The organism is Listeria monocytogenes (assembly GCF_013282665.1).
GTDB lineage: Bacteria > Bacillota > Bacilli > Lactobacillales > Listeriaceae > Listeria > Listeria monocytogenes_C.
Genome location: NZ_CP054041.1, coordinates 869,084 through 894,381 on the forward strand (window position 1 = coordinate 869,084; position 25,298 = coordinate 894,381).

At 38.3% G+C, this 25,298-nt stretch carries 24 protein-coding genes; 2 read left to right on the top strand and 22 right to left on the bottom strand.

Annotation, left to right across the window (positions count from 1 at the left end; genetic code table 11):
• Positions 1-30: 30 nt before the first annotated feature.
• The 7 genes from rho to HRK21_RS04460 form a co-directional block, all read right to left on the bottom strand.
• Positions 31-1,302, bottom strand: a complete 1,272-nt coding sequence (gene rho, locus HRK21_RS04430) for a transcription termination factor Rho (RefSeq protein WP_070006541.1) — start codon at positions 1,300-1,302, stop codon at positions 31-33.
• Positions 1,303-1,405: 103 nt separating this feature from the next.
• Positions 1,406-2,677 carry a UDP-N-acetylglucosamine 1-carboxyvinyltransferase gene (gene murA, locus HRK21_RS04435; RefSeq protein ID WP_077952753.1) on the bottom strand — a complete coding sequence of 424 codons (1,272 nt, stop codon included), beginning with the start codon at positions 2,675-2,677 and terminating at the stop codon, positions 1,406-1,408.
• Between the two features lie 117 nt (positions 2,678-2,794).
• On the bottom strand, positions 2,795-3,868 hold the full coding sequence (locus tag HRK21_RS04440; RefSeq protein WP_069888362.1) for a lysylphosphatidylglycerol synthase transmembrane domain-containing protein: 1,074 nt from the start codon (positions 3,866-3,868) through the stop codon (positions 2,795-2,797).
• Positions 3,869-3,873: 5 nt separating this feature from the next.
• On the bottom strand, positions 3,874-4,899 hold the full coding sequence (locus HRK21_RS04445; RefSeq protein ID WP_070006543.1) for a glycosyltransferase family 4 protein: 1,026 nt from the start codon (positions 4,897-4,899) through the stop codon (positions 3,874-3,876).
• The gene (locus HRK21_RS04450) at positions 4,892-6,175 is read right to left on the bottom strand and encodes a glycosyltransferase family 4 protein (RefSeq protein WP_069888360.1); all 1,284 of its coding nucleotides are present in this window, start codon (positions 6,173-6,175) and stop codon (positions 4,892-4,894) included. The genes HRK21_RS04445 and HRK21_RS04450 overlap by 8 nt, the downstream gene beginning before the upstream one ends.
• 321 nt (positions 6,176-6,496) lie before the next feature.
• Positions 6,497-7,351 carry a class II fructose-1,6-bisphosphate aldolase gene (fba, locus tag HRK21_RS04455; protein ID WP_003729264.1) on the bottom strand — a complete coding sequence of 285 codons (855 nt, stop codon included), beginning with the start codon at positions 7,349-7,351 and terminating at the stop codon, positions 6,497-6,499.
• A gap of 167 nt (positions 7,352-7,518) precedes the next feature.
• The gene (locus HRK21_RS04460; protein WP_069888359.1) at positions 7,519-8,439 is read right to left on the bottom strand and encodes a diacylglycerol kinase family lipid kinase; all 921 of its coding nucleotides are present in this window, start codon (positions 8,437-8,439) and stop codon (positions 7,519-7,521) included.
• 313 nt (positions 8,440-8,752) lie between these two features.
• Here HRK21_RS04460 and HRK21_RS04465 point away from each other — a divergent pair, with 313 nt between their 5' ends.
• Entirely contained in the window at positions 8,753-11,065 is a 2,313-nt protein-coding gene (locus HRK21_RS04465; RefSeq protein WP_070006544.1) for a GW domain-containing glycosaminoglycan-binding protein, read from the top strand.
• Between the two features lie 47 nt (positions 11,066-11,112).
• On the opposite strand, the gene pyrG is transcribed toward HRK21_RS04465, so the two are convergent.
• From pyrG to HRK21_RS04490, 5 genes are all read right to left on the bottom strand, one after another.
• A complete protein-coding gene (gene pyrG / locus HRK21_RS04470; RefSeq protein ID WP_003726102.1) occupies positions 11,113-12,711 on the bottom strand; it encodes a CTP synthase in 1,599 nt (532 codons plus the stop codon).
• Between the two features lie 366 nt (positions 12,712-13,077).
• A complete protein-coding gene (gene rpoE, locus HRK21_RS04475; protein ID WP_003729268.1) occupies positions 13,078-13,614 on the bottom strand; it encodes a DNA-directed RNA polymerase subunit delta in 537 nt (178 codons plus the stop codon).
• A 365-nt stretch (positions 13,615-13,979) separates the two neighbouring features.
• Positions 13,980-15,650: an arginine--tRNA ligase gene (gene argS / locus HRK21_RS04480; RefSeq protein WP_069888357.1), complete on the bottom strand. Its 1,671-nt coding sequence runs from the start codon at positions 15,648-15,650 to the stop codon at positions 13,980-13,982.
• Positions 15,647-16,096, bottom strand: coding sequence for a YwiB family protein (locus HRK21_RS04485; RefSeq protein WP_003723610.1), 450 nt, complete (start codon positions 16,094-16,096; stop codon positions 15,647-15,649). Before HRK21_RS04485 ends, argS begins: the two co-directional genes overlap by 4 nt.
• A 77-nt stretch (positions 16,097-16,173) precedes the next feature.
• Positions 16,174-16,827 carry a site-2 protease family protein gene (locus HRK21_RS04490; protein ID WP_003739805.1) on the bottom strand — a complete coding sequence of 218 codons (654 nt, stop codon included), beginning with the start codon at positions 16,825-16,827 and terminating at the stop codon, positions 16,174-16,176.
• A gap of 72 nt (positions 16,828-16,899) precedes the next feature.
• On the opposite strand from HRK21_RS04490, the gene thmT reads away from it, so the two are divergent.
• Positions 16,900-17,085: a 2-hydroxymuconate tautomerase gene (gene thmT, locus HRK21_RS04495; protein WP_003739806.1), complete on the top strand. Its 186-nt coding sequence runs from the start codon at positions 16,900-16,902 to the stop codon at positions 17,083-17,085.
• 34 nt (positions 17,086-17,119) lie between these two features.
• Here thmT and HRK21_RS04500 read toward each other — a convergent pair whose 3' ends face one another.
• The 10 genes from HRK21_RS04500 to HRK21_RS04545 form a co-directional block, all read right to left on the bottom strand.
• Entirely contained in the window at positions 17,120-18,442 is a 1,323-nt protein-coding gene (locus tag HRK21_RS04500; protein WP_070006545.1) for an HD domain-containing protein, read from the bottom strand.
• A gap of 14 nt (positions 18,443-18,456) precedes the next feature.
• Positions 18,457-19,293, bottom strand: coding sequence for a lipoyl-[GcvH]:protein N-lipoyltransferase (gene lipL, locus HRK21_RS04505; protein WP_070006546.1), 837 nt, complete (start codon positions 19,291-19,293; stop codon positions 18,457-18,459).
• 318 nt (positions 19,294-19,611) lie between these two features.
• The gene (locus HRK21_RS04510) at positions 19,612-19,812 is read right to left on the bottom strand and encodes a hypothetical protein (RefSeq protein WP_070006547.1); all 201 of its coding nucleotides are present in this window, start codon (positions 19,810-19,812) and stop codon (positions 19,612-19,614) included.
• 22 nt (positions 19,813-19,834) lie between these two features.
• Positions 19,835-20,158 (bottom strand): YxeA family protein, encoded by a 324-nt coding sequence (locus tag HRK21_RS04515; RefSeq protein ID WP_070006548.1) that lies wholly within the window; start codon positions 20,156-20,158, stop codon positions 19,835-19,837.
• A 153-nt stretch (positions 20,159-20,311) separates the two neighbouring features.
• Positions 20,312-21,973: a peptide ABC transporter substrate-binding protein gene (locus tag HRK21_RS04520; protein WP_077952754.1), complete on the bottom strand. Its 1,662-nt coding sequence runs from the start codon at positions 21,971-21,973 to the stop codon at positions 20,312-20,314.
• Positions 21,974-22,108: 135 nt separating this feature from the next.
• A complete protein-coding gene (locus HRK21_RS04525; protein ID WP_003726112.1) occupies positions 22,109-22,723 on the bottom strand; it encodes a DUF1648 domain-containing protein in 615 nt (204 codons plus the stop codon).
• A gap of 23 nt (positions 22,724-22,746) precedes the next feature.
• Positions 22,747-23,379 (bottom strand): nicotinamidase, encoded by a 633-nt coding sequence (locus HRK21_RS04530; RefSeq protein WP_070006549.1) that lies wholly within the window; start codon positions 23,377-23,379, stop codon positions 22,747-22,749.
• Positions 23,380-23,904, bottom strand: a complete 525-nt coding sequence (locus HRK21_RS04535; RefSeq protein WP_003726114.1) for a dihydrofolate reductase family protein — start codon at positions 23,902-23,904, stop codon at positions 23,380-23,382.
• 2 nt (positions 23,905-23,906) lie between these two features.
• Entirely contained in the window at positions 23,907-24,905 is a 999-nt protein-coding gene (locus HRK21_RS04540; RefSeq protein WP_070006550.1) for a zinc-binding alcohol dehydrogenase family protein, read from the bottom strand.
• A gap of 96 nt (positions 24,906-25,001) precedes the next feature.
• Entirely contained in the window at positions 25,002-25,274 is a 273-nt protein-coding gene (locus HRK21_RS04545; protein WP_069888353.1) for a hypothetical protein, read from the bottom strand.
• Between the last annotated feature and the right edge of the window lie 24 nt (positions 25,275-25,298).

The following is a 25,298-nucleotide window of genomic DNA, read 5'->3' on the forward strand; positions in this document are numbered from 1 at the left end:
AATAACTTCTTTCTCTGTAGTATTTTTGGTTTATTTTTTAAACATCTCTTCTTGCAATAATTCATAAAAAGCTTCATTATTCTCTGTTTTCTTCAAATAGCGTACGAAACGTTCGGAAATATCTAGTCCATCGCTTTGTTTTGGCATTGCTTTACGAATTTTCCAAAGTTGTTCTAAGCGCTCTTTGGATAGGAGTAGTTCTTCTTTTCTTGTTCCAGAACGGCGCATATCGATTGCCGGGAAGACGCGGCGCTCGGCAAGTTGACGATCGAGATGTAATTCCATGTTTCCCGTTCCTTTGAATTCCTCGTAAATAACGTCGTCCATTCGAGAACCCGTGTCAACTAAGGCTGTGGCAAGAATGGTTAAGCTTCCACCCTCTTCAATATTACGAGCAGCTCCAAAGAAGCGCTTCGGTCTATGAAACGCAGCAGGATCAATCCCCCCGGAAAGCGTTCGACCACTTGGCGGAATCACTAGGTTATAGGCTCTCGCAAGTCGAGTAATACTATCCATTAAAATAACCACATCACGTTTTTGTTCTACTAAGCGCATCGCCCGTTCAAGAACCAGTTCTGCTACTTTAATGTGATTTTCAGGCACTTCATCAAATGTAGAACTGACAACATCCGCCTTTACAGAACGTTCGATATCAGTTACTTCTTCCGGACGCTCATCAATTAACAAGACTATCAATTCCGACTCTGGATGATTAGTAGTAATCGCGTTCGCAATCTCTTTAAGCAATACTGTTTTACCTGCTTTTGGCGGAGCTACAATAAGTCCGCGTTGACCAAAGCCGATTGGTGAAATCAAATCAATCGTTCTTGTGGAAATGGGATTTTTGCCTGTTTCTAAATGAATTTGACGATTTGGATAAAGCGGTGTTAGTCCTGGGAAATGCACTCTTTCTTTAGCCACTTCTGGATTTTCTCCATTGACGGCCTCAACATGAAGTAAGCCAAAATAACGTTCATTTTCTTTTGGAGGACGAACTTTTCCAGAAACCTTATCCCCAGTTCTTAACTCGAAACGTCTAATTTGGGAAGCAGAAATATAAATATCTTCCGAACTAGAAGAATAGTTAATAGGACGTAAGAAACCAAAACCTTCATTCGGAATAATTTCTAATACACCTTCCATGAAGAAAAATCCTTCTTTTTCTGCGTTTGATTTTAATAAAGCAAAAATCAATTCTCGTTTAGTTAATTTGCTATAATAGGCAATTTTGTGTTCTTTTGCTAAAGCATAGATCTCTTTTATTGTTAAACTTTCTAAGTATGCAATGGACAGTTTAGCCATATATGTACCACCTTTTTGAGTTAATAAATAGTATTAGGAATAAATGATACTGGAGGGATTTAGAGGGAAGGCTGAAACGACTTGATTCGCTCAGCCTCATTTTTTATAATTTTGTTTCTGCTGCGCTACTACGAGTAATGTTTGCGCCAATAGCAGATAATTTTTCAATAATTTTACTGTAACCACGTTCGATATGTTCCACCCCGTGAATTTCCGTTTCTCCGTCAGCTAAAAGTGCTGCAATAACAAGCGCTGCACCGGCGCGTAAATCTGTCGCTGTCACTTTAGAACCTTGAAGTTGCACAGGACCACTTATGACAGCAGAACGCCCTTCCAGTTTGAACTTGCCACCCATTCGTTCAATTTCCGCAATATGTTTAAAACGGCTTGGATAAATTGTATCGGTGATAACACTGCTACCTTCTGCGCGTGTTAAAAGAGCAGTTAACGGTTGCTGTAAGTCTGTTGGGAAACCTGGATAAGCGTAAGTTTTAATATCTACTTTTTTCACTTTTTCTACTTCTCCAACAAAAATGGCATCTTCTTCAATATCCATTGGAACGCCCATTTCTGTGAGCTTTGCAATGATTCCTTCTAAATGGGTGGGGATGACATTTTCGATTCGTACGCCCTTCCCAGATGCTGCTGCAAGTACCATGAATGTCCCTGCTTCGATTCGGTCTGGAATAATTGTATGATGACAACCGTGCAAATGATCTACGCCAGTAATTCGAATAGTATCAGTTCCTGCACCTTTAATAATTGCTCCCATATTTGTTAAAAGCGTTGCAACATCAATAATTTCTGGCTCTTTAGCTGCATTTTCGATAACCGTTTTTCCTTTTGCACGAACAGCTGCTAGCATGATATTAATGGTCGCTCCAACGCTTACTACATCTAGATAAATCCGTGCGCCTTTTAATTCATCGGCACGCAAATAAATCGCACCTTGCTCGTTCGTTACTTTTGCGCCTAATGCTTCAAAACCTTTTATATGTTGGTCGATTGGACGCGGCCCTAAGTAACAACCGCCTGGAAGTCCAATAACCGCTTTTTTAAATCGACCAAGCATTGCACCCATTAAATAATAAGAAGCACGTAATTTCTTCACATTTCCTGATGGAAGTGGCATAGAAATCATATCTGTTGGATCAATAACTGCTGTTTTATTATCATGGCGAACCGTGCCGCCAAGTTCTTCTAAAATATTATAAAGTGTGTGAACATCCGAAATATCTGGTAAACCTTCTAAAATCACTTCAGACTCCGCCAAAATTGCAGCTGGAATCAAGGCCACCGCACTATTTTTTGCACCATCTACTTGCAAAGTGCCAGCTAATTTTTTCCCGCCTTGAATAATCAATTTATCCGTCACAAATGTACCCTTCTTTCTTGAAGCTTGTAATACTTTTTCATTATCCATTAATTTGTTTTACTTTGCAAGAAGCTTTCTCTAAAAAAAGCTGGGAACATTACGGTCCCAAACTTTTTATCATTGTGGTATATTTTTTGCTGGTGCTTTTGCGAGTGCTTCAATACGCGGTTTAATTTTTTTCGAAGCAGTATCTTTTATTAATAAAGCGCCCGCGCCGAAAACGATGCAGCTATAATAAGTAATAATCCGCCATAAAACAAGTGCCATTAGGAGTTTTGCTGGACCGAGTAACATACCGAATAACAAGGTGAAAGTATACTCAGCTCCCCCAGCCCCTCCCGGAGTTGGCATGACCGTTGCAAACATAATAATAAACGCATGATACGTAATCGCCATATAAAGGCCAATCCCAGTCACGCCAATCGCCTGTAAAATAAAGAACGGAATCGAAAAGTAAATCCAAAGTTGCAATGTAGTATAAAAACAACAACGAACAATCAATTTCCAGTCTTTACCAATTCGGCTGCTTTCTTCATGGAAAGTAATAATTTTTTCATCTAATGTGTTTCTTAAATTAGCTGCTTTTTCCTTTTTCATAAATAGGCGTGTTGGTATAAGTAATATGTGCACTAGTTTTGTCGTGAATTTTTGGCTTCTTCCTACTAAAATAAGCGCAACAATGACAAGGACATGTACACCAAAACCGAGTAAAACAAGGAATTTCAGTTGCGTCACGCCAGTCATTAAATAATGAATACCAAAAATCAAAATAACTAAAAAGTTTAGCACGACCATCGCTTGATAAATAATAAATTTCACAAGCAAAACCGAACTACCGCGTCCCGCATCCATGCCTTGTTTCGTCAACATAACGAGTTGCGCGGGCTGTCCGCCAGTCGCCATTGGAGTAATCGTATTAAAAAACTGACCAATCATCGTAATTCGAAACGACGAAAAAAAACGTTGACCTTTATTGGCTGGTTTCGATGCAGTTTGCAGCACCACAGCTTCCAAAAACCAATAAATAAACATCGCAGCAAATGCTGCCAAGAGCCACCAAGGATTCACTTTTAACATCGAAGCAAAAAAAGTGGAGATATCTACGCCTTGAAATTGCCAGATAATGAAACCGATGCTAATAGCTAATACAATCGCAATATTAAACAGGTTTTTCTTTGCGCCTCCACTCACTACCTTCACTCCTTCGTTAATAATCCTTGATAAAAGTCCAACCATATTTCAGCTAGTCGGTCCTCCGAATAATAAGTTGCTCCTCGTTTTGAAGCTTGTAACATTTCATTATAATAATCTGGATCATTTTCTAAACGTTCAATAGCCCGAATAAATCCAGGGTTGTCCACTTCTTTCACGTAGTAACCATCTAAAATTTCTTCGTACAGATCTAAATTTCGTAATAATATCGGAACATCACAACTCATCGCTTCCAAAATCGCCATCGGAAATAGCTCATTGTAAGAAGGCATAAAGAACACATCCGCCATATTGATACATGCATTCATTTCTGAACGATCCACAATGCCAATAAATTTCACGTTACTCGGTGGATTGTCATAAATTTTTTTCAATTCCTCGTAACCCGAAGTAATTTTCCCAAAAGAAAATCCGCCTGCCCAAACAAATTGAACATTAGGAAGTTTTTTGGCTACTTCGATAAAATCAAGCACACCTTTACGATGTTGCACTTGACCAATTCCAATCACGGTAAATTTATCCGCTGGAATGTCATATTTCGTCCGAGCAAGTCCTTTTTCTCCTTTCGAAATAGGGAAAAAGCTCTTTTTGGAAACGAAATTCGGAATGTAATGAATTTTTTCTTTTGGAATATTATAAGCTGTAAGTTTCGGAATAAATGATGGGTTTACAACAACAATCTCATCCATTCGTTTGTAAAAACCAATCAAATATTTATAGAAAACCACGCGAGCAATCCAAGGTAATTTGAGGCTCCCTTCCATTGTTTCGGGCAAAAAATGGACATATCCAACTCGAACGCCTCGTTTCTTCTTAAAAAAAGTCGAAAGAAAAAAACGGAAATCAACGGTATGGTAATGCGTGATATCCGCTTTCTCAAAACTATTAATCTTCATATCCATTTCATTCTTATATCGTTCTTCTAGCAAATTCACAAGTTCGCGGTAAGCTGATGCTACACCCTGACCTTTTACTTTTTCTGCCGAAGATAGCATTGTCAACTTAATCACGCCGCGATGACCTCTCTTTCCTTTGAACGTGTGTAGAAGATGATAGTGAAAATACTTGTGAAGCTATTTTACTTTTTATTAGCGTGGGCTTTACTTTAATCGTCCCATTCTGGCGCTTTACTCGGTATATTTCACGAACTTCATTGTACGTAGATTCAATGTTGATTCCAAATTGATCCGCAGAAATAGATTCCACTTTGACACGGCCATTCGTAGCGACCAATGTTGCCGTATTTTTGTCCGAAAGTATATTTATTAACAGCGATGCAAGTTCACTATCTTCATCGAATAAAAAGGCAGTTTCTCGGTCGCTTAAAAAGCCTTCAATACTTTCATCACGTTTGGCAACAACCGGTAATGAAGCTGCCATTGCTTCTGCGTAAGTCAAGCCTTGTGTTTCTGTCGTTGAAGCACTCACAAACAAATCACCTAATTGGTAATATAAACTAATATTTTCCCAGTCAACTGCACCAGTGAAAATAACATGGTCTGCTAATTGTTTTTCTTCTACTAATTTTTCTAAGTCTTTACGCACTGGACCATCACCAACAATGACCAATTTTGCTGTTGTTTTGGTTTGAAGTACTTCTGGCATTGCATTAATAATCGCATCAATATTTTTTTCATGCGCAATTCTTCCAAGTGAAAGTATCACTGGATCCGATTCTCCAATGCCGAGTGATTTTTTCAAGTCTAGAATTCGCTGTTTTTCAACTGGCGCGAATGATGAAATATCTGTGCCTGTTGGAACGGTATACATTAATTTGTGGATACCTTGTTCTTCTAAGTGATGCCTTACTTTTGCTGTTGGAGTGATTATAGCGTCATAGCTATCACAAAAAGATTTTGTCATTTTCCCCACCATAGTAGGTGTTAAAATTTTACCTTTCGCAATATAATGCAAGTAATCGACATACATTGTGTGGTAGGTATGGATAGAAGGAATATGATATTTTTTAGCAATTCGCTTACCTAAAAGACCTAATGAAAACTCCGTATGTGTGTGAATTATATCTAAGTCCAAGCGACCTACTAGCTTAATAAACTTATTCATTCCAGCAATTGCTACGCGACGTTCTGGAAAAAAGACGAACGGAATACTTGGTAAACGAAACACACGGCCCTCTTCGCTCTCTCTATCAGCGTTTGGGTCAGTTGTTGTAAAAATATATACAGTGTGCCCTTGTTTTCTTAGTTCGTTTTCCATAATCATTATCGATGTAGCTACACCGCTAATTTGCGGACTGTAGGTATCCGTAAAAATCCCTATATTCATTACTATCGCCTACTCTCTTCCTCGTTGGTTCATTCATCATTTAATATATTATTATAACATAACTATAATAAGTCGTATCACATAACTAACTACATTATGACTCAATTATTTAGATAAAACATGCGCCTGAAGCATGATTTTTAATCAGGAATTTAGGAGTGTCTCGTTTTATTAAATGAAAGCTATAGTTATCATACCATATTAGCCTTAATAACGATAATTAAATTCCTTCTATAAAAGTCCTTCATAATGCATAAAAAATAACTGGTAAAATCAACAAGTGATCCTACCAGTTATTTTTATATCATCATAAAGTTTGTCTTACGCTTTACCGTTAGAACCAAACTCTTGAATTTTTTCTGAAACAGTTTTGATAATCGCGTCCACACCAGGGCCGATTACTTTACGTGGATCATAAACTTTGTCATCAGTAGCTAATTTTTCGCGAACAGCTGCAGTCCAAACGATTTGGCATTCAGTGTTAACGTTAATTTTGCTGTGACCTAGTTCAATTGCTTTTTTGATTTGGTGTTCAGGAATTCCAGAACCGCCGTGAAGTACAAGTGGAGCACCTGTAAGTTCGGAGATTTCTTTCATTTCGTCAAAACCAAGAACAGGTTCGCCGTGGTAAGGACCGTGAACAGAACCTAATGCTGCAGCAAGTGCATCAATGTTAGCTTCTTTAACTACACGTAAACATTCTTGTGGATCAGCATAGTTGATTCCACCAGTAACTCCGTCTTCGTCTCCACCAACAGTTCCAATTTCAGCTTCAACAGATACGCCTTTAGCATGCGCATAATCAACAACTTGTTTAGTCATTGCAATGTTTTCGTCGATTGGGTGGTGAGAGCCGTCGATCATTACAGAAGAAAATCCTGCATCGATAGCCGCTTTACAAGAATCAAAGCTTGAACCATGATCAAGGTGAATCGCAACAGGTACAGTGATTTTCAGGTCTTCTACAAGTCCTTCAGTCATTTTTACAACTGTTTTGAATCCTCCCATGTATTTAGCAGCTCCTTCAGAAACTCCTAAAATAACTGGTGCTTTTTCTGCTTCTGCAGCTTTCAAAATAGCTTGAGTCCATTCAAGGTTGTTGATGTTGAATTGACCAACAGCATATTTTCCAGCTAATGCTTTTTTCAGCATGTCTGTCATGTTAACGATAGGCATAATACAATTTCCTCCCTCAGGAATTTAGGAAAACCATTTTGATTTTCCCTAAGATTTGAATTTCCGCCGTGAAAAATAGTGGCAGCTATTTTCCCCTAACAAACATATGATAACAGATTTGTGATGAATTTACCATAAAAACCAGAAAATTTTCTAGTGAAAACGCTTTAGCCTCTAAGACGGGCTGAAATTCGTTTTTCATCTGCAAATACTTCTAATGCTTCTGGGATTACCTCTAATGTATACGGCGCTTTTCCGCCATATACTCCGTCGTAACTTACATTTAAATCTGCATCACTTTTCACTTTGACTTTACTCGTGCGCGCATGAATCACATCTGGACTACTTAAATGCGTCCCTTTTTTAATTGAAGCAAAAAGTTGAAATAGTTTTTTTGGAGATACCTTTTTTAAAATTAAAAGTTCGAACATCCCGCTATTTAACTCTGCAGGAGGGCATAATGTTTCCATTCCGCCGACAGAATTGGATTTATTAACAAAAAACAGTAGAATTTCTCCTTTGAAAATTTCATCATTATAAAAAATTTCTACATTTACCGGAGATAATTTCGGAAGAACTGTAAGACCGCTAAATAGATAAGCAAGCCTGCCCCATTTGGATTTCATTGATTCTTTTACCGCATAGGTTATTTCAGTGATTCTGCCCCCAGCTGCATTATTGATAAAAAACTCATTTTCATTTGCTTTCCCAATATCTACGCGAATAGTTTCTTGGGTGGCTATAATGTGAAGTGCTTCTAATGGATCTTTAGCAACATTCAGTGCCCTCGCATAATCATTCGTTGTACCTACTGGTAAAATCCCTAACTTCGGCCTTTTTTCAGCTTGCATTAAGCCATTGACAACTTCATTGACTGTTCCATCGCCTCCAGCAGCAATTACTATATCATACCCTGATTCAGCCGCATGTCGCGCAATCTCTGTTGTACTTTTCGGCTTTGGCGTTGATGGGACTAGCGTTACTTCTAAATTAGCTTCGTTTAAAATTCTTTCCGCATCTGGAAGTAGTTTTCGAAACTTATTTTTCCCAGCTGCAGGATTGTATATAATCATCGCTCTCTTCTGCAAATTGCCGCTCCCTCTTTCCTGTAGATGATTTTAGTTTCCTATTTTGCCCTAACGATGTCAACTTGTTTGTCCGAAAAAGAAAAAATCTTTTCGTTAGAGTCTTTTTACCTATTACCAAATACACAGTTTCGCTTCGTTAAAATTACATTTTGTGTACCATTTTGAAATTATATTACTTTTCCATTAAAAAACATGTGCAATTAGGTTCATTGTTGTCGATAACCATTGACTACGCCTTGACGTGTTGTCATAATTAGAATTGAATAATTTTGTTTTTATTTAAGAGTAGTGCAGTTAGGAGAGGATTTAAACTTTGAAAAAATTAGTAAAATCGGCGGTTGTTTTTACGAGCCTTGCTTTTATTGGCGTATCCGCTACCATGATTACAGAGAAAGCAAGTGCAGCTTCCACAGAAACAGTACAAAGTGTAGATGATCAATCAATCTATATTCCCCAAGGAGTCAGGGACGGAACTGCTACGGAAGAACATGACGGCTTTGAAGATGGAACTAATAGCGTACTGAAGTCTGTACCATTACTTCGCGCAACAGCAGGATATCCTGACGTTAATTCCTATATAAAATCGAATAAATTTTCCACGGCTTCTATTGAAAAACAATTAAAAAGTCAATTTCCTAAATTTAATTACCGCAATGGTTACGGGAAACCAGAAGGAATCGTCATTCATGAAACAGCAAATAATTCATCCACTATTGAGGGCGAAATTAGTTACATGAGTAGAAACTACAATAATGCATTCGTTCATTCATTCGTAGATAAATCTCGTATCATTCAAATCCACCCAACTGAAAATGGTGTATGGGGAGCAGGTCAATATGCCAACGCTCGCTTTATCCAAGTGGAATTAGTTCGTTCGAAGACGTTTGATGAATTTGCACGTTCTATTAATAACTATGCTTATTACGCAGCGTATCTTTTAGATCAATATAACCTTCCAGTCGATAGTGCGCATAGTGATGGCAAAGGAACTGTTTGGTCCCACGATGCGGTTACACGTTATCTTGGTGGTACAACGCATACTGACCCTGTTTCCTATTTCAACCAATGGGGTTATAATTTCAACAGTTTTGTTACATTGATTAATGAAAAATACAAAGCAATTCAAGCTAGCAAAGTCACTTACGACAAAATCGAATATGATAAAGGCGTTACAGCCTATGCTAGAGTGAAAACGGCTCCTTACAATGCTGTTTGGACAAGACCATACAAAACGGAAGGCGCAAAACTTGTTAATCAACTGTCGGTCTACCAAGGTAAAAACATGCGAATCTTGCGCGAAGCTAAAACACCTATCACTACTTGGTATCAATTTAGCATCGACGGGAAAACAATTGGTTGGGTTGATACTCGTGCACTTGATACGTTCTACAAACAAAGCATGGAGAAAGATGCTAATTTAACTCGCTATGTTGCTTCCAACAAAACCGGTGAAGCGTATTACAAAGTTCCAGTTGTAGATGCGGATGTCAAATGGGGCACTTTAGGCACATATAAAAGCGAAAAACTAACCGTAGATAAACAAGCAACTGTGGAAGGACAACTTTGGTACCGTGTGAAAGCTGGGTCTACCTTCATTGGTTGGACAAAAGCTTCGAACTTAACAGCTACCTCTCCTTTCGATAAAATTGAATATGATAAAGGTGTCACAGCCTATGCTAGAGTGAAAACGGCGCCAGGTAATGCCGTTTGGACAAAACCTTACAGAACAGAAGGCTCGAAACTTGTTAATCAACTTTCGGTCTACCAAGGTAAAAACATGCGGATCCTGCGCGAAGCTAAAACACCTATCACTACTTGGTATCAATTTAGCATCGACGGGAAAACAATTGGTTGGGTTGATACTCGTGCACTTGATACGTTCTACAAACAAAGCATGGAGAAAGATGCTAATTTAACTCGCTATGTTGCTTCCAATAAAACAGGTGAAGCGTATTACAAAGTTCCTGTTGTGGATGCGGATGTTAGATGGGGCACTTTAGCTGCTTATAAAGATCAAAAACTAACCGTAGATAAACAAGCAACCGTGGAAGGACAGCTTTGGTACCGCGTTAGAACAAGCACTACTTTTATCGGTTGGACCAAAGCTTCGAACTTAACAACAACTACGCCATACGATAAAATTGAATATGATAAAGGTGCCACAGCCTATGCTAGAGTAAAAACAGCGCCAGGTAATGCCGTTTGGACAAAACCTTACAGAACGGAAGGCTCGAAACTTGTTAATCAACTTTCGGTCTACCAAGGTAAAAACATGCGGATCTTGCGCGAAGCCAAAACAGTAATTACTACTTGGTATCAATTTAGCATCGACGGGAAAACAATTGGTTGGGTTGATACTCGTGCACTTGATACGTTCTACAAACAAAGCATGGAGAAAGATACTAATTTAACTCGCTATGTGATTGCGAACAAAGTAAATGAAGCGTACTACAAAGTTCCTGTTGTAGATGCGGATGTTAGATGGGGCACTTTAGCTGCTTACAAAGGTCAAAAACTCACCGTGGATAAACAAGCAACGGTCGAAGGACACCTTTGGTATCGAATAAGAACAAGCTCGACCTTTATTGGTTGGACAAAAGCTTCGAACCTTAGCGCTACTAAATAATATAAAAGATCTCCCAGCCATAATTGGCTGGGAGATCTTTTATTATCTTATTTATTATTAAGCGCAGCGCCAACAAAATCTTTAAACAAGCTTTGCGGACGATTCGGACGAGAAATGAATTCTGGGTGATATTGACAAGCGACAAACCAAGGATGATCAGCTAATTCAACTACTTCAACTAAACGACCATCTGGGCTTGTTGCAGAAACTATCATACCAGCTTCTTCCATTTGTTCTCTATATTCGTTATTAAACTCATAACGATGACGGTGACGTTCTTCAACAAGAGTCGTACCATAAGCAGCCTCGGCTTTAGTGCCTTGCTTAATACGTGCTGGATACAGTCCTAGACGAAGTGTTCCACCCATGTTTTCGATATTTTTTTGTTCTGGTAATAAATCAATGATGTTATGTTTTGTTTCTGGTTCGATTTCCGCGGAATGCGCTCCTTCAAGACCAAGCACGTTACGAGCAAATTCGACTGTTGCTAGTTGCATACCTAAGCAAATACCAAAATAAGGAACTTTATTTACACGTGCATATTCGATAGCAGCAATTTTACCTTCAATAGCTCGATCTCCAAAACCACCAGGAACTAAGATACCGTCAACGTCTTTCATGATTTCAGCAACATTTTCTTTTGTTACTTTCTCGGAATCAATCCAGTCGATTTCGATTTCAGCATCGTGATCATATCCTGCATGGCGAAGCGCTTCTGCTACAGAAAGATACGCATCTTGCAAGGAAACATATTTACCAACTAGGCCTATGCGTACTTTTTTGGAAAGGTTTTTCACGCGGTGTACTAAGTTTTTCCAATCAGTCATTTCAGCTTGTGGTGCTTCTAATTGTAAGTGTTCTAGGACAATATCATCCATTTTTTGTTTTTGTAGAGAAAGTGGTACGTTATAAAGTGTTTCTTCATCGCGAGATTCAATAACCTCGGAAGCTTTAATATCACAAAATAGCGCAATCTTATCTTTCATTTCTTGTGAAACTGGTTGCTCTGTACGAACAACGATAATGTTTGGTTGAATTCCTAGGCTACGAAGTTCTTTGACACTATGTTGTGTTGGTTTAGTTTTCATTTCGCCAGCTGCTTTGATGTAAGGAATTAACGTTGTGTGGATGTAAAGCACGTTCTCTGCGCCAACATCACTTTTAATTTGACGAATTGCTTCTAAGAATGGTAAAGATTCGATATCCCCAACCGTTCCACCAATTTCAGTGATGATAATGTCTGAATTGGTCATGCGCGCCGCACGGAAAACTCGATCCTTTAATTCGTTTGTAATGTGTGGAATAACTTGCACTGTTCCACCTAAGTAATCCCCGCGACGTTCTTTTTTAATAACTTCCGAGTAAACTTTACCAGTTGTTACATTGCTGTATTTATTTAAGTTAATATCGATAAAACGTTCGTAATGACCAAGGTCTAGATCTGTTTCTGCGCCATCATCTGTCACATAAACTTCCCCGTGTTGGTATGGGCTCATTGTCCCTGGATCCACGTTGATGTATGGATCAAACTTTTGAATGGTTACACTAAGTCCACGATTTTTCAGCAAACGTCCGAGTGATGCTGCTGTGATTCCTTTTCCGATTGACGAAACTACGCCACCTGTAACGAAAATATACTTTGTCATGTTAAAAAAATCTACTCCTTCCTAAAATGAAAAACTTGCAGGGTTCTGACGATTTTCCTGCTGGGGTGGGAAATTGCCAGATAAAACAATATTGTGATTATCTTTCTAACGTATCCATCACAATTTCAAGTATTTTGTAAACCAAAATAAAAAACACTCCGCCTACTTCATAAAAGTAAGGGAGCGTCGATTCTCATAAATATCCGTCCCTATAAAAGGGAGCCCAAATAAAATACTACTAATGATAGCACTAGAAGTCAAGTCTTTATTTTATGAAACCGCCATCAATCCATTAAGGACGCTAAAAAAATCAGACAGACACTTTTCCATAAAAATGGACGTGTCTATCTGATTAAAATTCAGTTATTATTTATCTTCTGGGTCTTCTGTATAATCCCCATCCGTATAATCATCTTCTACTGTTGCTAAGTCGCCTTCGATTCCGTCTGGTAAATGATCATCGTCATCTTCCTCTTCATCAAGTAAAACGTCCGCAAGAGAGATTTCTTCTTCACCAAGTTCTTCTACAATTTCTTCATCATCGTAGTCCACGTCATCATCCAAGATTTCTTCATCTTCATCGTCATCATCGTCTGATTTACGTTTTTTCTTCGGTGTTGTTTGCGTTTGAACTTCTTCATCAATTGCATCCATTGGATACCATGCGCGAAGTCCCCACGTGTTGTTTCCTAGTGAAATAAAGTTTCCATCAATATTCATATCTGTATAAAATTGAACAAGACGCTCCCTTATTTCTGCATCTTTCAAACCTAGGAACGCTTGAATCTCTTTCACTAATTCAGGGAAAAGAATGGTTTCTTTCCGCTGTTCCAAAATAAAATGTGCAACATCAATTAAAGATAGTTCACTACGTTCTTCTTGCGTTAAGTTCTTTAAATCCAAAACTGGCACGCCCTTTCTATCGTAATTCCAATTTATTTAGCTGTTATTTTTTCGTTCAGCCCAACTTCACTATTTTACATGTTATTTCTGGCAAGTACAACCTAAATTTTCTTAATTACATCAATTCTTCTTGACTATTTGATATCCGATGTAAAAGAAAAGGATGGCCATTAAAAGAATTGGGATTGATCCAAGTTGAAAGTCGTAGAGAATATAGATTGCGACGCACAGAAACACGAAAAGCAGCGCCAAAATTATTAATCGCTTCATCATATGCTCTCCCCGTTTTTTCAATTACCTATGTTTCTATTAACTTTAGTACATTTTGGTTATGACGTCAACGAGTAACCTATAATTTTAGGATATCACATTTTTTCTGGTGCTGATACACCTAGAAGTGTCAAACCATTTCTAAGGGTAATTTGTGCTGTTTTAATAAGTGCCAGTCTTGCTTTTGTTACTTCTAAATTATCCATATCAAGTACTTTATTGCTATTGTAGAAACGGTGGAATGCAGACGCTAAATCATTTAAGTAGCGAACGATACGATGTGGCGCTCTTTTTGTAGCAGCTTCCGCAACAACATCCGCGAACTCACCTAACACTTTTAATAAATCATATTCTGCTTCGGTTTGTAATAAACGCATATCAGCATCTTTTGTTACTTCTAGCCCTTGTTCTTTACCAGAACGTAAAATGCTAGAAATTCTAGCGTGCGCATATTGTACATAATAAACTGGATTATCATTAGATGTTGATTTAGCTAAGCTCATATCAAAGTTCATATGTGTATCTGAACTACGCATTGCAAAGAAATATCTTGTCGCATCAAGACCAACTTCTTCAATTAAATCGCGCATCGTAACCGATTTGCCAGTACGTTTACTCATTTTAACTTGAACACCATCTTCGAACAAATGAACAAGTTGAATTATTTCTACTTCTAGTTGATTTGGCGAATAACCAAGTGCTTCAATCGCCGCACGCATCCGAGGAATGTAACCGTGGTGATCAGCTCCCCAAATATCAATTAACACATCAAAGCCACGCTCTAATTTGTTTAGATGATACGCGATATCTGGTAAGAAATACGTATAACTACCATCTGATTTGATTAAAACACGGTCTTTGTCATCTTCAAAATCAGTCGTTCTTAACCATGTCGCTCCATCTTGCTCATAAATATAACCATTTTCGCGTAACCGTTCTAACGCTGGTAATACTTTATTTTCTTCGTATAATGAAGTTTCTGAGAACCATTCATCAAAGGAGACGCGGAATTCTTCTAGATCTGCACGTAATTTTCCTGTTTCAAACGCTAATGCATCCACCCGAAAAACGGAACGGCGCTCTTCTTCGCTTGTGTGTACATATTTGTCGCCATACTTAGCAGCTAAATCTTTCCCAAGCGAAATAATATCTGCACCACGGTAACCATCCTCTGGGAACTCTGAATCTAAACCTAGCGCTTCAAAATAACGAGCTTCCGCAGAAAGAACTAAATTATTAATTTGATTTCCCGCATCATTAATGTAATATTCTCTCGAAACATCAAATCCAGCCATTTTCATAATATTTGCAAGTGAATCACCAATTGCAGCGCCACGAGCATGACCTAAATGCAAGTCACCAGTTGGATTCGCGGAAACAAATTCAATTTGAAATTTTTCTCCTTTACCAAAATCAGACTCTCCATATTGTTTATCTTCCGTTAAAATCACAGGAACTAAATCGGTTAAATAAGCATTATCTAAATAAAAGTTAATAAAACCTGGTCCAGCAATTTCTACTTCTTTAATTAATTTGTTGTCTTTTTTTAGTTCTGGTACAATACTTTCGGCAATTTGGCGAGGGGCTTTCTTAGCTACTCTAGCAAGTTGCATCGCTATATTAGTCGAATAATCTCCATGCTTTTTATCTTTTGGTACTTCGAGTAAAATTTCTGGTACTTCTGCTTCTTCTAAACCAACCGCTTGAACAACTGCTTGTTTGATATGTGCAATTAGTTTAATTTGGTTCTCTTGCATGACATTCATTCTGCGTCCTCCTCTATTTTCATTAAAACAGTATATGAGCCAATGTATTCGCCGTGACTAAGCAAATCATATTGAAATGCCACTTCACTAAGCACATCTGGCTTATTTTCATATAGTTCTTCCATTGATACTAGTTCTGATTCTAATTGTAATTTCCCTGCTCCGGAATCAACAGACGCAGTACTTCTCCTATTATCTCGGAAAAAGTGCATTCTCATATTTACGGCACCACTTCTCATTAAAAGTAGTTCGTTGTCAGCAATTTTTAGAACCGTACGAATTGTTCCAGCTAATTGTTTTTCCTCATAATGCAGATAACGATTGCCTTTATCGCGGTAAAAAACACCCGAAACAGACATATCGGATTTCTCTTCTGCATCCATCTGACGGATGACATTGGTGATATGAATAGTTACTTTTTTTCGTTCCATTTGGTTGGCAGTCATATCGCTTATTTACCCCTTTCCGGTCAGAAGAATAGACGCATTATATTATAGTGAAAAATAGCATGAAAAGCAACAGGTTAAACTGATGTCAGACCAAATATTGTCAAAATCACATTTAGCACAAATGGAATAACGGTATTAAAAATTGGCTGAATCGTAAATTCTGAAATAGGCGTTAAAGCAACCACTAGGAAAATAAGCATCGCATAGCGTTCAAGTGGTTCCAGCTTGGCCCTGGCTGACATGGGCAGAAACTCAACTAGTATTTGATAACCATCCAGTGGCGGAAGTGGGATCAAGTTAAATACAAATAACACTAGATTTAATTGTACAAAAATCATTAAAAAAGTTTCCGCAACAGAACCATATGTAAAGAAGGAATAATTTAAAAATAAAGCATAGAAGCCAACACCAATCATCGCGAGTAGCAAATTGCTTACCGGCCCCGCAAGCGAAACAAGTATACTTCCAAGTCGACGTTTCTTTAATTTAAAACGATTCACAGGGGTCGGTTTCGCCCAACCAAAGCCAGCAATTAATATCATTAGTAAACCAAATAAATCAATATGTACCACGGGGTTTAGAGAGAGTCTCCCTTGATTCTTGGCTGTATCATCCCCAAAAGCGAGCGCAACCAAGGCATGTGCCCATTCATGGATTGTAAAAGCAATTAATAATGTAACTAAAACATACGGTATCATTTCAAGTGGGTAAGCTAGAAAACTAGGCATAAGTGCCTCCTTTATCTTTTAATGAGTAATTTTTATATGCTATAATGAAAAAAACGTTATCGAGGTGAGAAAATGCCATTTGTTACCATTCAATTTTTAGAAGGTCGTTCAGACGATCAAAAGAAAGCTTTAGTTAGCGAAGTAACAGAAGTAGTTTCCAAAAATCTAAAAGCACCAAAAGAAAATATTCATGTAATCCTAGAAGAAATGAAAAAAACGGATTACGGTGTTGGCGGCATAAGAAAATCTGATATTTAAGTGTGTAAGAAGCAAGGCAATTCGCCTTGCTTTTTTATTTTTCCTTCAACGAATGTGCGTGAATAAGCGCAATCATTCTTTCTGTAATCGCTTGGTCTACATCCCCACTCTCGATAAAATCGAGCGGATAGTATAATTTAATATCCGTCCGACGTTCTCGCCCAATTGCTTCAACAACTGGAGACTCGGTCGACAACTCCCGCAATTCACCATTTCCCATCAATAACTTAATAGGGTCTTTGCCGCTACCAACTCCAGGAAGATAGTAATCATAAGGCAAATCGCTGGAAGAATCAATCACTAAATAATACGACGGATCAATATCTGCTTTTTCAAGAAGTCCTTTTAGTTCTGTATAAAGTTCGGCATCTTCTTTTGGATCATAGTTAATATATCGAAGCAATCTCCTATTCAAAAAACGACTACATAAATCGCTCAAAATCGGATCTTCTTCCTCTTGCCAAATGGAAAAATAGTACATCAATACAATATCATCAAGTACGACATACTCTTTTAAACTCACTTCATTTACAAAGAACGGTAAAACTTGTATGGGGGTCACTTGAAATTCATAACCTGCGCAATATAACTTTTTAGCGCGTTCAAGGATTTTCCATAATAAAACTTCACCGCTACGACTAACCGGATGAAAGTATACTTGTTGATACATTTGATAGCGACTCATAATATAGTCTTCTACCGCATGCATGCCAGAATATTTCACAATAACTCCATTACCATCTGGACTTGGGCGTAGAACTCGTAAAATCCGTTCTATATCAAACTTCCCGTAACTCACTCCGGTATAATAAGCATCTCGAAGCAAATAGTCCATTCGGTCAGCATCAATCTGACTCGAAATCAACTTCACCAAAGTTTGATTCGGATAATTTTTCTTAATAATAGCAGCGACTTTAAGCGGAAATTCTTCTCCTATTCGCATCAATACGTCACTAACTTCCGTATCTCCAATTATTATCTCCTGCGTATATGCTTCATGGTCCGTACCAAAGACTTTTTCAAAAGCATGCGAAAATGGCCCGTGCCCTAAATCGTGTAAAAGTGCAGCACACAATGCCACCATACGTTCTTCCGGATCCAGCTGTGGCTCATTCGCAAATGTCACATCGATTATTTGGCGTACGATTTCGTAAACACCTAAGGAATGATTAAAACGGCTATGTTCTGCCCCATGAAAAGTTAGCGAAGTCGTTCCCAATTGGTGGATACGCCGCAAACGCTGAAATTCTTTTGTAGCAATCAAATCCCAAATTATTTTGTCAGAAACATGCACGTATCCGTGCACTGGGTCTTTAAACACTTTTTCTTCTAGTAATTTTTCTGTTAAATAACTCATGCAACACGCTCCTCTCAAGTAAGCACTTTATCATTTCGAGCAATCAAACGTTCGTAGTAGGCCGGAAAAAGATCTAATTCTTCAGGTGTAAGCGTTCCAGAGACGAGTTCACCTGCATAGTGTCGCAAACTGTTGAAAAGGCGTACCAATGTGCCATTTAAGCTTACATCATTCTTCATTAAGTCCGACAGCGAACCCATAACATCAGGATTCACATTTGGGAACGTATATTTTGTTTGCTTATCTTTTCCGCTAATTGTATAAAAATCGCTAATCAGTTCTGAGCGAGCAGTTTGATTCCCGTCAATTGCTAAATAAATTTGGACCGCTACGCCTTTTGCCATTCTACGCTGTGAAATACCAGCGAATTTTTTCCCTTGAATGCTAAGGTCGTAACTTCCTGGACAATAAGAATCCTCTATTTCTTTCGCCTCAATGACTTCATTGCAATCTACGAACATGTCTTTGATAAGTGTAAACATCGTTTCATAACCACGCTCAATCGCAATTCCGCGTTCTGCATCCGGGAGCACCATCGACAAATTAAGTACCCCTGAATCAAGGACAACAGCTAAACCACCAGAATTTCTAACTACGACACGGTAGCCTCGTTCTTGCAAAAAGGTAATTCCTTTATCTATATCAGGTAACTTAGAATCTTGAATTCCAAGGGAAACCGTTTTTTCATGCACCCAACCGCGAACAGTAGATGGCGCCATTCTTGCTCCGACCGAGCGACATAGCGTATCATCTGTCGCAAATGATTGAATGGCATCGAAAGCTGGATTAATCGTTGTATTGTCAATAAATCGCCACACATCTTGTTTTAGTAAGGTGTTATCAATATTCATCTCTATGTCCTCCATGATTTTCTTTTTGTTATTATAGCATACCGACGCCGAAATTAGATGCTAATGGCTTAAAATAGCCATTTAATCATGAATATTAATTTTCTGACGGTTATTTGACTTTTTTTCGTTTAATGTTGAAAACTAGGGCAGTAATGATTGATATAACAATTGATTTGAGAATTATATCTTTTTTCATTTTCATCGCCTCATTTCCTTTCTCCTATTATAACAAACTTACCATACAAAAAAACCTAACTTCTGCAAAAGAAATTAGGTTCATTATATCTAAAAGCCTAGGGAGCTTTTTTAGCAAATATATTACCAGTGGTAGCGATCTTCATTGTCACGACTTGGGCGTTTTGGAGAATTACCCCACATGCGATAAAGCAGATATCCAATACCACCTAGTATAAGTACTGGGAATAAGAAGTGAAGCGTGATTCCAACGATATCAAGTACGATATTAAGTGCGATAAATCCTAAAATAACTGTAAAAAATATTTTCCAAAAACTGTTCATGATTTTTTCCTCTTTTCTAATTTTATTTACTACTTGCAAGCGGAACACTGTTTATTTCCTTGGCTTGGACGAGTAATTCATTATCTTGAACGACAATTTTATACTGTTTATTCTTTTTAAGTTGTATTGTTGACATGAAGTTAACTTTGCGACTGTTTCCTTGATTATCTAAACATGATTCTCGGAAAGAGTACCCTTTGAATTTTGACTTGGTAACTTCTTTTCCGTCGTTTTTGATTGTAACGTAATATGTATTTGCTGCTGATCCAATTGGTGCTGAAAATTCAATTACAACCATTGTTAATACAAAAATTGCAGCCAGTAAACCGAAAAGTCCCTTTTTCATTGTTTTTACCGTCCTTTTTTGTTGATAGGTTTATTATAGGGGAGATTCAAAAAAGGAACGAACGGCTCTAGGCTGAAAATTGGTACATCCTAAGTCTTATTTTCTTTCGGGTATAAAAAAGAGCCTAGTTTGGTTTAACTAGACTCTTTTAAATTAATTTTTTTCAATCCATTTGTAGTTTTCTGAACCGATTGGATACGTGGTGTAGTTTTTCAGATTGCTTTTTTGCAAGTACGCGCGGCCACCTTGGTATAGCGGGATAAGCACGGCGTTATCTTTCAGTAAAATTTGTTCTGCTTCTAGTAATGCTTGCCATCTTTTTTCTGGGTCTGCCGAAAGTTTACCCTTGGCTCCTAGGACTAGTTCATCGTATTTAGCATCCGAGAAGCCTGTGTGGTTCCCCGGGCTGTTTGTTAAGAATAGGTTGAGGTATGTGAGCGGATCTTGATAATCGCCACCCCATCCGCCTAGCAACAGTTCAAAATCCTGTGTCACATCAGCTTGGAAACTCGCTTGGTTTGTGACATTTTTTAATTTGATTGTTAGTCCAGGAAGGTTTTCTTCTAATTGATTTTGGATAAATTCTGTTTGTTTTCGTTGTAAGGACGTGTCGCCACTTGTTAACGTAAGTGTTAATTCGGATTTTCCAATTTCTTTCAAGCCTTGCTTCCATGCGTTTGTAGCTTCTTGTTGGTCGAACTTGAGTAAGTCGCCGTTTTGTTTGCGGAAATCTTCTTTTGTTTCAGGGTCAAACATGATATCACCAGGAACATCCCCGTTTAATGCTTTAGAACCATTGGCAAGTAGTGTGTTGACCATTCCAACCTTATCAATAGCCATCGCTAAACCACGGCGCAAGTTTAAGTTAGCTAAATCCGTTTTCACGCCATCTTTACCTTGGTTCATTTTCATATAGACAGAGCGTCCGGTTGCTTCTTTATGGAAGTTTTTATCGTCTTTGTATTGTTTAACAAATTCGCCATCAAGCTCTACGCGGTCCAATTTGTTTGTATTGTATAAGTTTAAAGCCGCATTAGTATCTTTTACGACAGTTACATGGATTTTTTCAGTTGGAACATTCTTTTTATCCCAGTAGGTTGGATTTTTAACGTAATCCCACGTCATATTTGTGCCGTTCCAATTTTCTAATTTATATGGGCCGTTGGAAATTAATGTATCGCTTTTAGTTCCATAACGATCTCCTTGTTTTTCTACAAACGCTTGGTTTTGCGGGAAGAATGTCCCCGTTGTTAGAAGTTCTTTAAAAATTGGCACAGGATTTTCTAGTTCGATTTGTAGTGTTTTCTCGTCTAAGGCTTTGATTCCAAGTTTATCTGGTGACATTTCGCCTTTCAAAATTGGAGTGGCATTTTTGACGATTTCCTCCATTTGCGGTCCGTATGCAGCGGCCGTTTTCGGATCCACCACTTTTTTCCAAGCGTATTCAAAATCATGCGCCGTCACCGGGTCGCCATTGGACCAATTAGCATCTTCGCGAATTTTAAAAATAAGTGTTTTCCCGCCATCTTTTTCTTCAGGTTCACTGGCAGCTAGAGCGAGTGCCGGTTTCCCGCTTTTATCTAATCGATATAACCCTTCAAAAATTTGATTGATTACTCGGAAACTTACGCTATTGTCTGCGAGTGTTGGACTTGCATTCGGAATTCCACTCGTTTCCATGATGTTAACCACTTTGGCTTTCTTGTCCGATGTTACTTTTTCATTTTCCCCATTATTGCCAGACTGACATGCTGTAAGTACTAGTAAACATAATAAACTGAGTGCCACTACCATTTTTCTGGCTGTTTTATGCAATATTTCTCCTCCTCTTTTTGTAAGCGCTTTTTGATTACGCAAAAAAATGACGGACTTCCTGCCAAATCCTCGCAGAACTTCCGCCACCATTATAAACCGAAACTGTATCAATTGTAAATATAAACTGTTATATTTTTATTTCTTATTCAGGTAAACTCCTGAACCAACAACAATAACACACATCGTCATCAACATTGCTAACATTAAGTAACTGGGATCATTACGCATAAACAAAGCAAGAATAAAACAGATTGTACCAGCTATATTAAGTGTAACAGTTGTGATTTTTCTAAGTAGGTTTCTTGACCATGCATCAATCTTTTTAAAACCAATCATCGTTAAAAATTTAAAGAGTTTTTTCGAGTATTGAATGTAAGCCGCAACAACGAACATGAATGCTCCCGCTGTGACTAGAGAAAATCTACCAGTCGGGATATCATAACCTAGCGCGTATACAATAATACTCATTTGAATGATTGTTAACAACACTAACAACAGTCTAAAACAATATTCAAATTCCAACAAACTTTCTTGATTCACTTTTTCTTTTCCGTAATATTCCGTTCCTGTAAACATAATCATTAAAAAAGGAATCAGAATTAAGCCGAGCCACTTTTGCATAAACATATCTGGGGAGAAGTCCGTACCGAAATGCACCGCCACTTCAGAAGGTAGTAGCGGATATAACACAGCAGAAATACCTACTGTGAAAAGAATTATCATACTAGGAAATATACCAACTTTCCTCATTCCCCTCACCTCTTCCAATATAATTACTGGCAGTAGGCGACAAGCTCCTCCCTTGTTTCGATAAGTTGCACTTTCTCGGTATTTGCTAATTGCTCTTTTATTTCATCAAAACCTTGTTCAGATAATGCACGTGTCGCTGGTAAATAGACTAATACAGAAAAGCCTGCCCTACTTAACTGTATAACCGTAGTTTTCACACAAAAATCAAAAGCTAAACCTCCAACAAGAACTAAATCGACTTTTTGTTCCCGTAAATACTCAAGTACTCCTGTTGAAAGCTGTTCGACAATATCGTGATAACAAGCACCGTACGGATGAATGTCCGGCTCCATACCTTTCCAAATAAAGTAATCATAATCAGTCACAACTGGTAAACCATCTAATAATTCAAAACCTTTTGTACCCGGTTCACAGTGCCTTACCCAAGTACGGTCTGCATTTGGATATTCGAGTTCAGCCAGCATTTCGTCTTTGGAATCGACTACCCATACAGCGTTTTGCGGATGCGCATCTTTACTACCAATTCGAAGAGAAGCAAGACTTGCCATAAAATTAAGTTCTGGCACAATTTTGTCTCCACCCGAAACAGGTAGTTCATCGGGACAAAGCGGCGTAAAACCTTTTTGTGCATCAATATCAAAAGCGGCAATTTTCATTTAATTTTCCTCCAAGTTTTTATACGTTAGTTGTGCAAACTGGCCGAAACGAGTTACTTCTTCTAGCTCTAGCGCGTGCTCTCTATCTTCTTCAAAGAGCGGAATTCCTTTTCCTAAAATAATGGGCGCAATCGTTATAACAAACCGATCTATCGCCTTCTCTTTTAAAAATTGTTGCACTAATTTCGCGCCACCTACAAGCCAGATTTTTTCACCATCAATGTTATTTAGCCATGTATCAACAGTGCCAGCAACAAAGTCAGCGTATTCGTCTTTTGTTCCAGCTTTCGTGTTGGAAAAAACGTAGACATCTTTTTTGCTATAAGGGAATGTATCCGTGAGGGAGAAAATTTGTTGATACGTCGTTCGGCCCATTACAACTGTATCTACGTTGTCAAAGAAGGCCTCATAACCCGCATCCCCTTCACTATCAATAGATTCTAACCATTCGACACTTCCGTTTTCATCCGCAATATAACCGTCCAAGCTAACTGCGATATATAGCGCAACTTGTTTTTCACTCATCATTACTCCAATCCTTTCACTACTAATTTTCCAATCATTTTTCCGGATGAGATGATTTTGTGAGCTTCTTCTATCGTTGCCGCGTTCACAGGTGATAAAACTTGATTTAATGTCGTTGTTAATTCGCCCCTATCTAACATTCGTGCTGCTTCTGTTAAAATCTCATGCTGTTTGATTTTATCTTCTGTATTATATTTCGAGCGAGTAAACATGAATTCATAGCTGAAAGTAGCACTCTTGTCTTTTAAAAGGCTCATTTTTACTGGCTCTGCGAGTTCTACAATAGAGCAAATTTTCCCTTGTGGGCGGATCACTTCTTGCATCACATCCCAGTGAGCATTAGTGTTATGCAAACATAAAATAAAATCAACACCCCGCTCAAATCCAAGTTCTTTCAGCTGTTTCGGGATATTTTCTCGGTGATTAATCACATAGTTCGCGCCGTGCTTCTTGGTCCATTCTATTGTTTCTGTGCGCGATGCAGTGGCGATGACTTCAAGGCCAGCGTTCGCAGCTAGTTGAGTCGCAATAGAACCCACACCACCAGCTCCATTAATAATTAAAATCGCTTTTCCTTTGTCATTTTCCGTAATTCCTAAACGTTCAAAGAGTGCTTCCCACGCTGTAATAGTTGTCAGTGGCATCGCAGCAGCTTCCTCTACGGTTAATTTCTCTGGCTTCAAACCAACTAACCGCTCATCAATTAAAGTGAATTCTGCATACGCTCCGGGTCTTGTGACGTCACCAGCGAAATAAATGCTCTGTCCAGTTTTAAATAGAGTAACGTCGCTTCCAATATCAACAACTTCTCCAACCGCATCCCAGCCTAAAACTCGAACTTCCTCTCCTGATAGCTTTGTTGCTTCACGTTGCTTAGTATCTACTGGATTGATGGAAATGGCTTTGATTTTCACTAGTAAATCATGACTTTCTGGTACTGGTTGGTTGATTTCTATATCCACGAAATCCGTTGATGCTTTCGTTAATCCTACAGCTTTCATTTGACAACACCTCTCGTTTCCTTTTCCCGAATTTCTTAAAATAATGCATGTTTAGATAAAAAAGCCTCCTCAAATTCATTGAGAAGGCTTTAAAACTTATTTTTCGTCAAGTAGTTCACTATCTTTAAATTTCATTTTCGCATGACAGGCTGGACATTTGATTTTCAACTTGCCACCATGTGAATGAGTATGGTCGCTATCTGCTTTTGCGGAAAGAAGCATTTTGCTCGCTTTTTTTAGTAGTGGGATAGCGATAATAACACCGATGATTGTGAACATTGCTAGAACCCCGATAAATACTAAGGTTACGGCAACTACAGCGATAAAAGTTTTTTTCAAAAAATGACCTAAATCAACTTGTTCTTCCATCTAAACCAACTCCTCTAATTGATA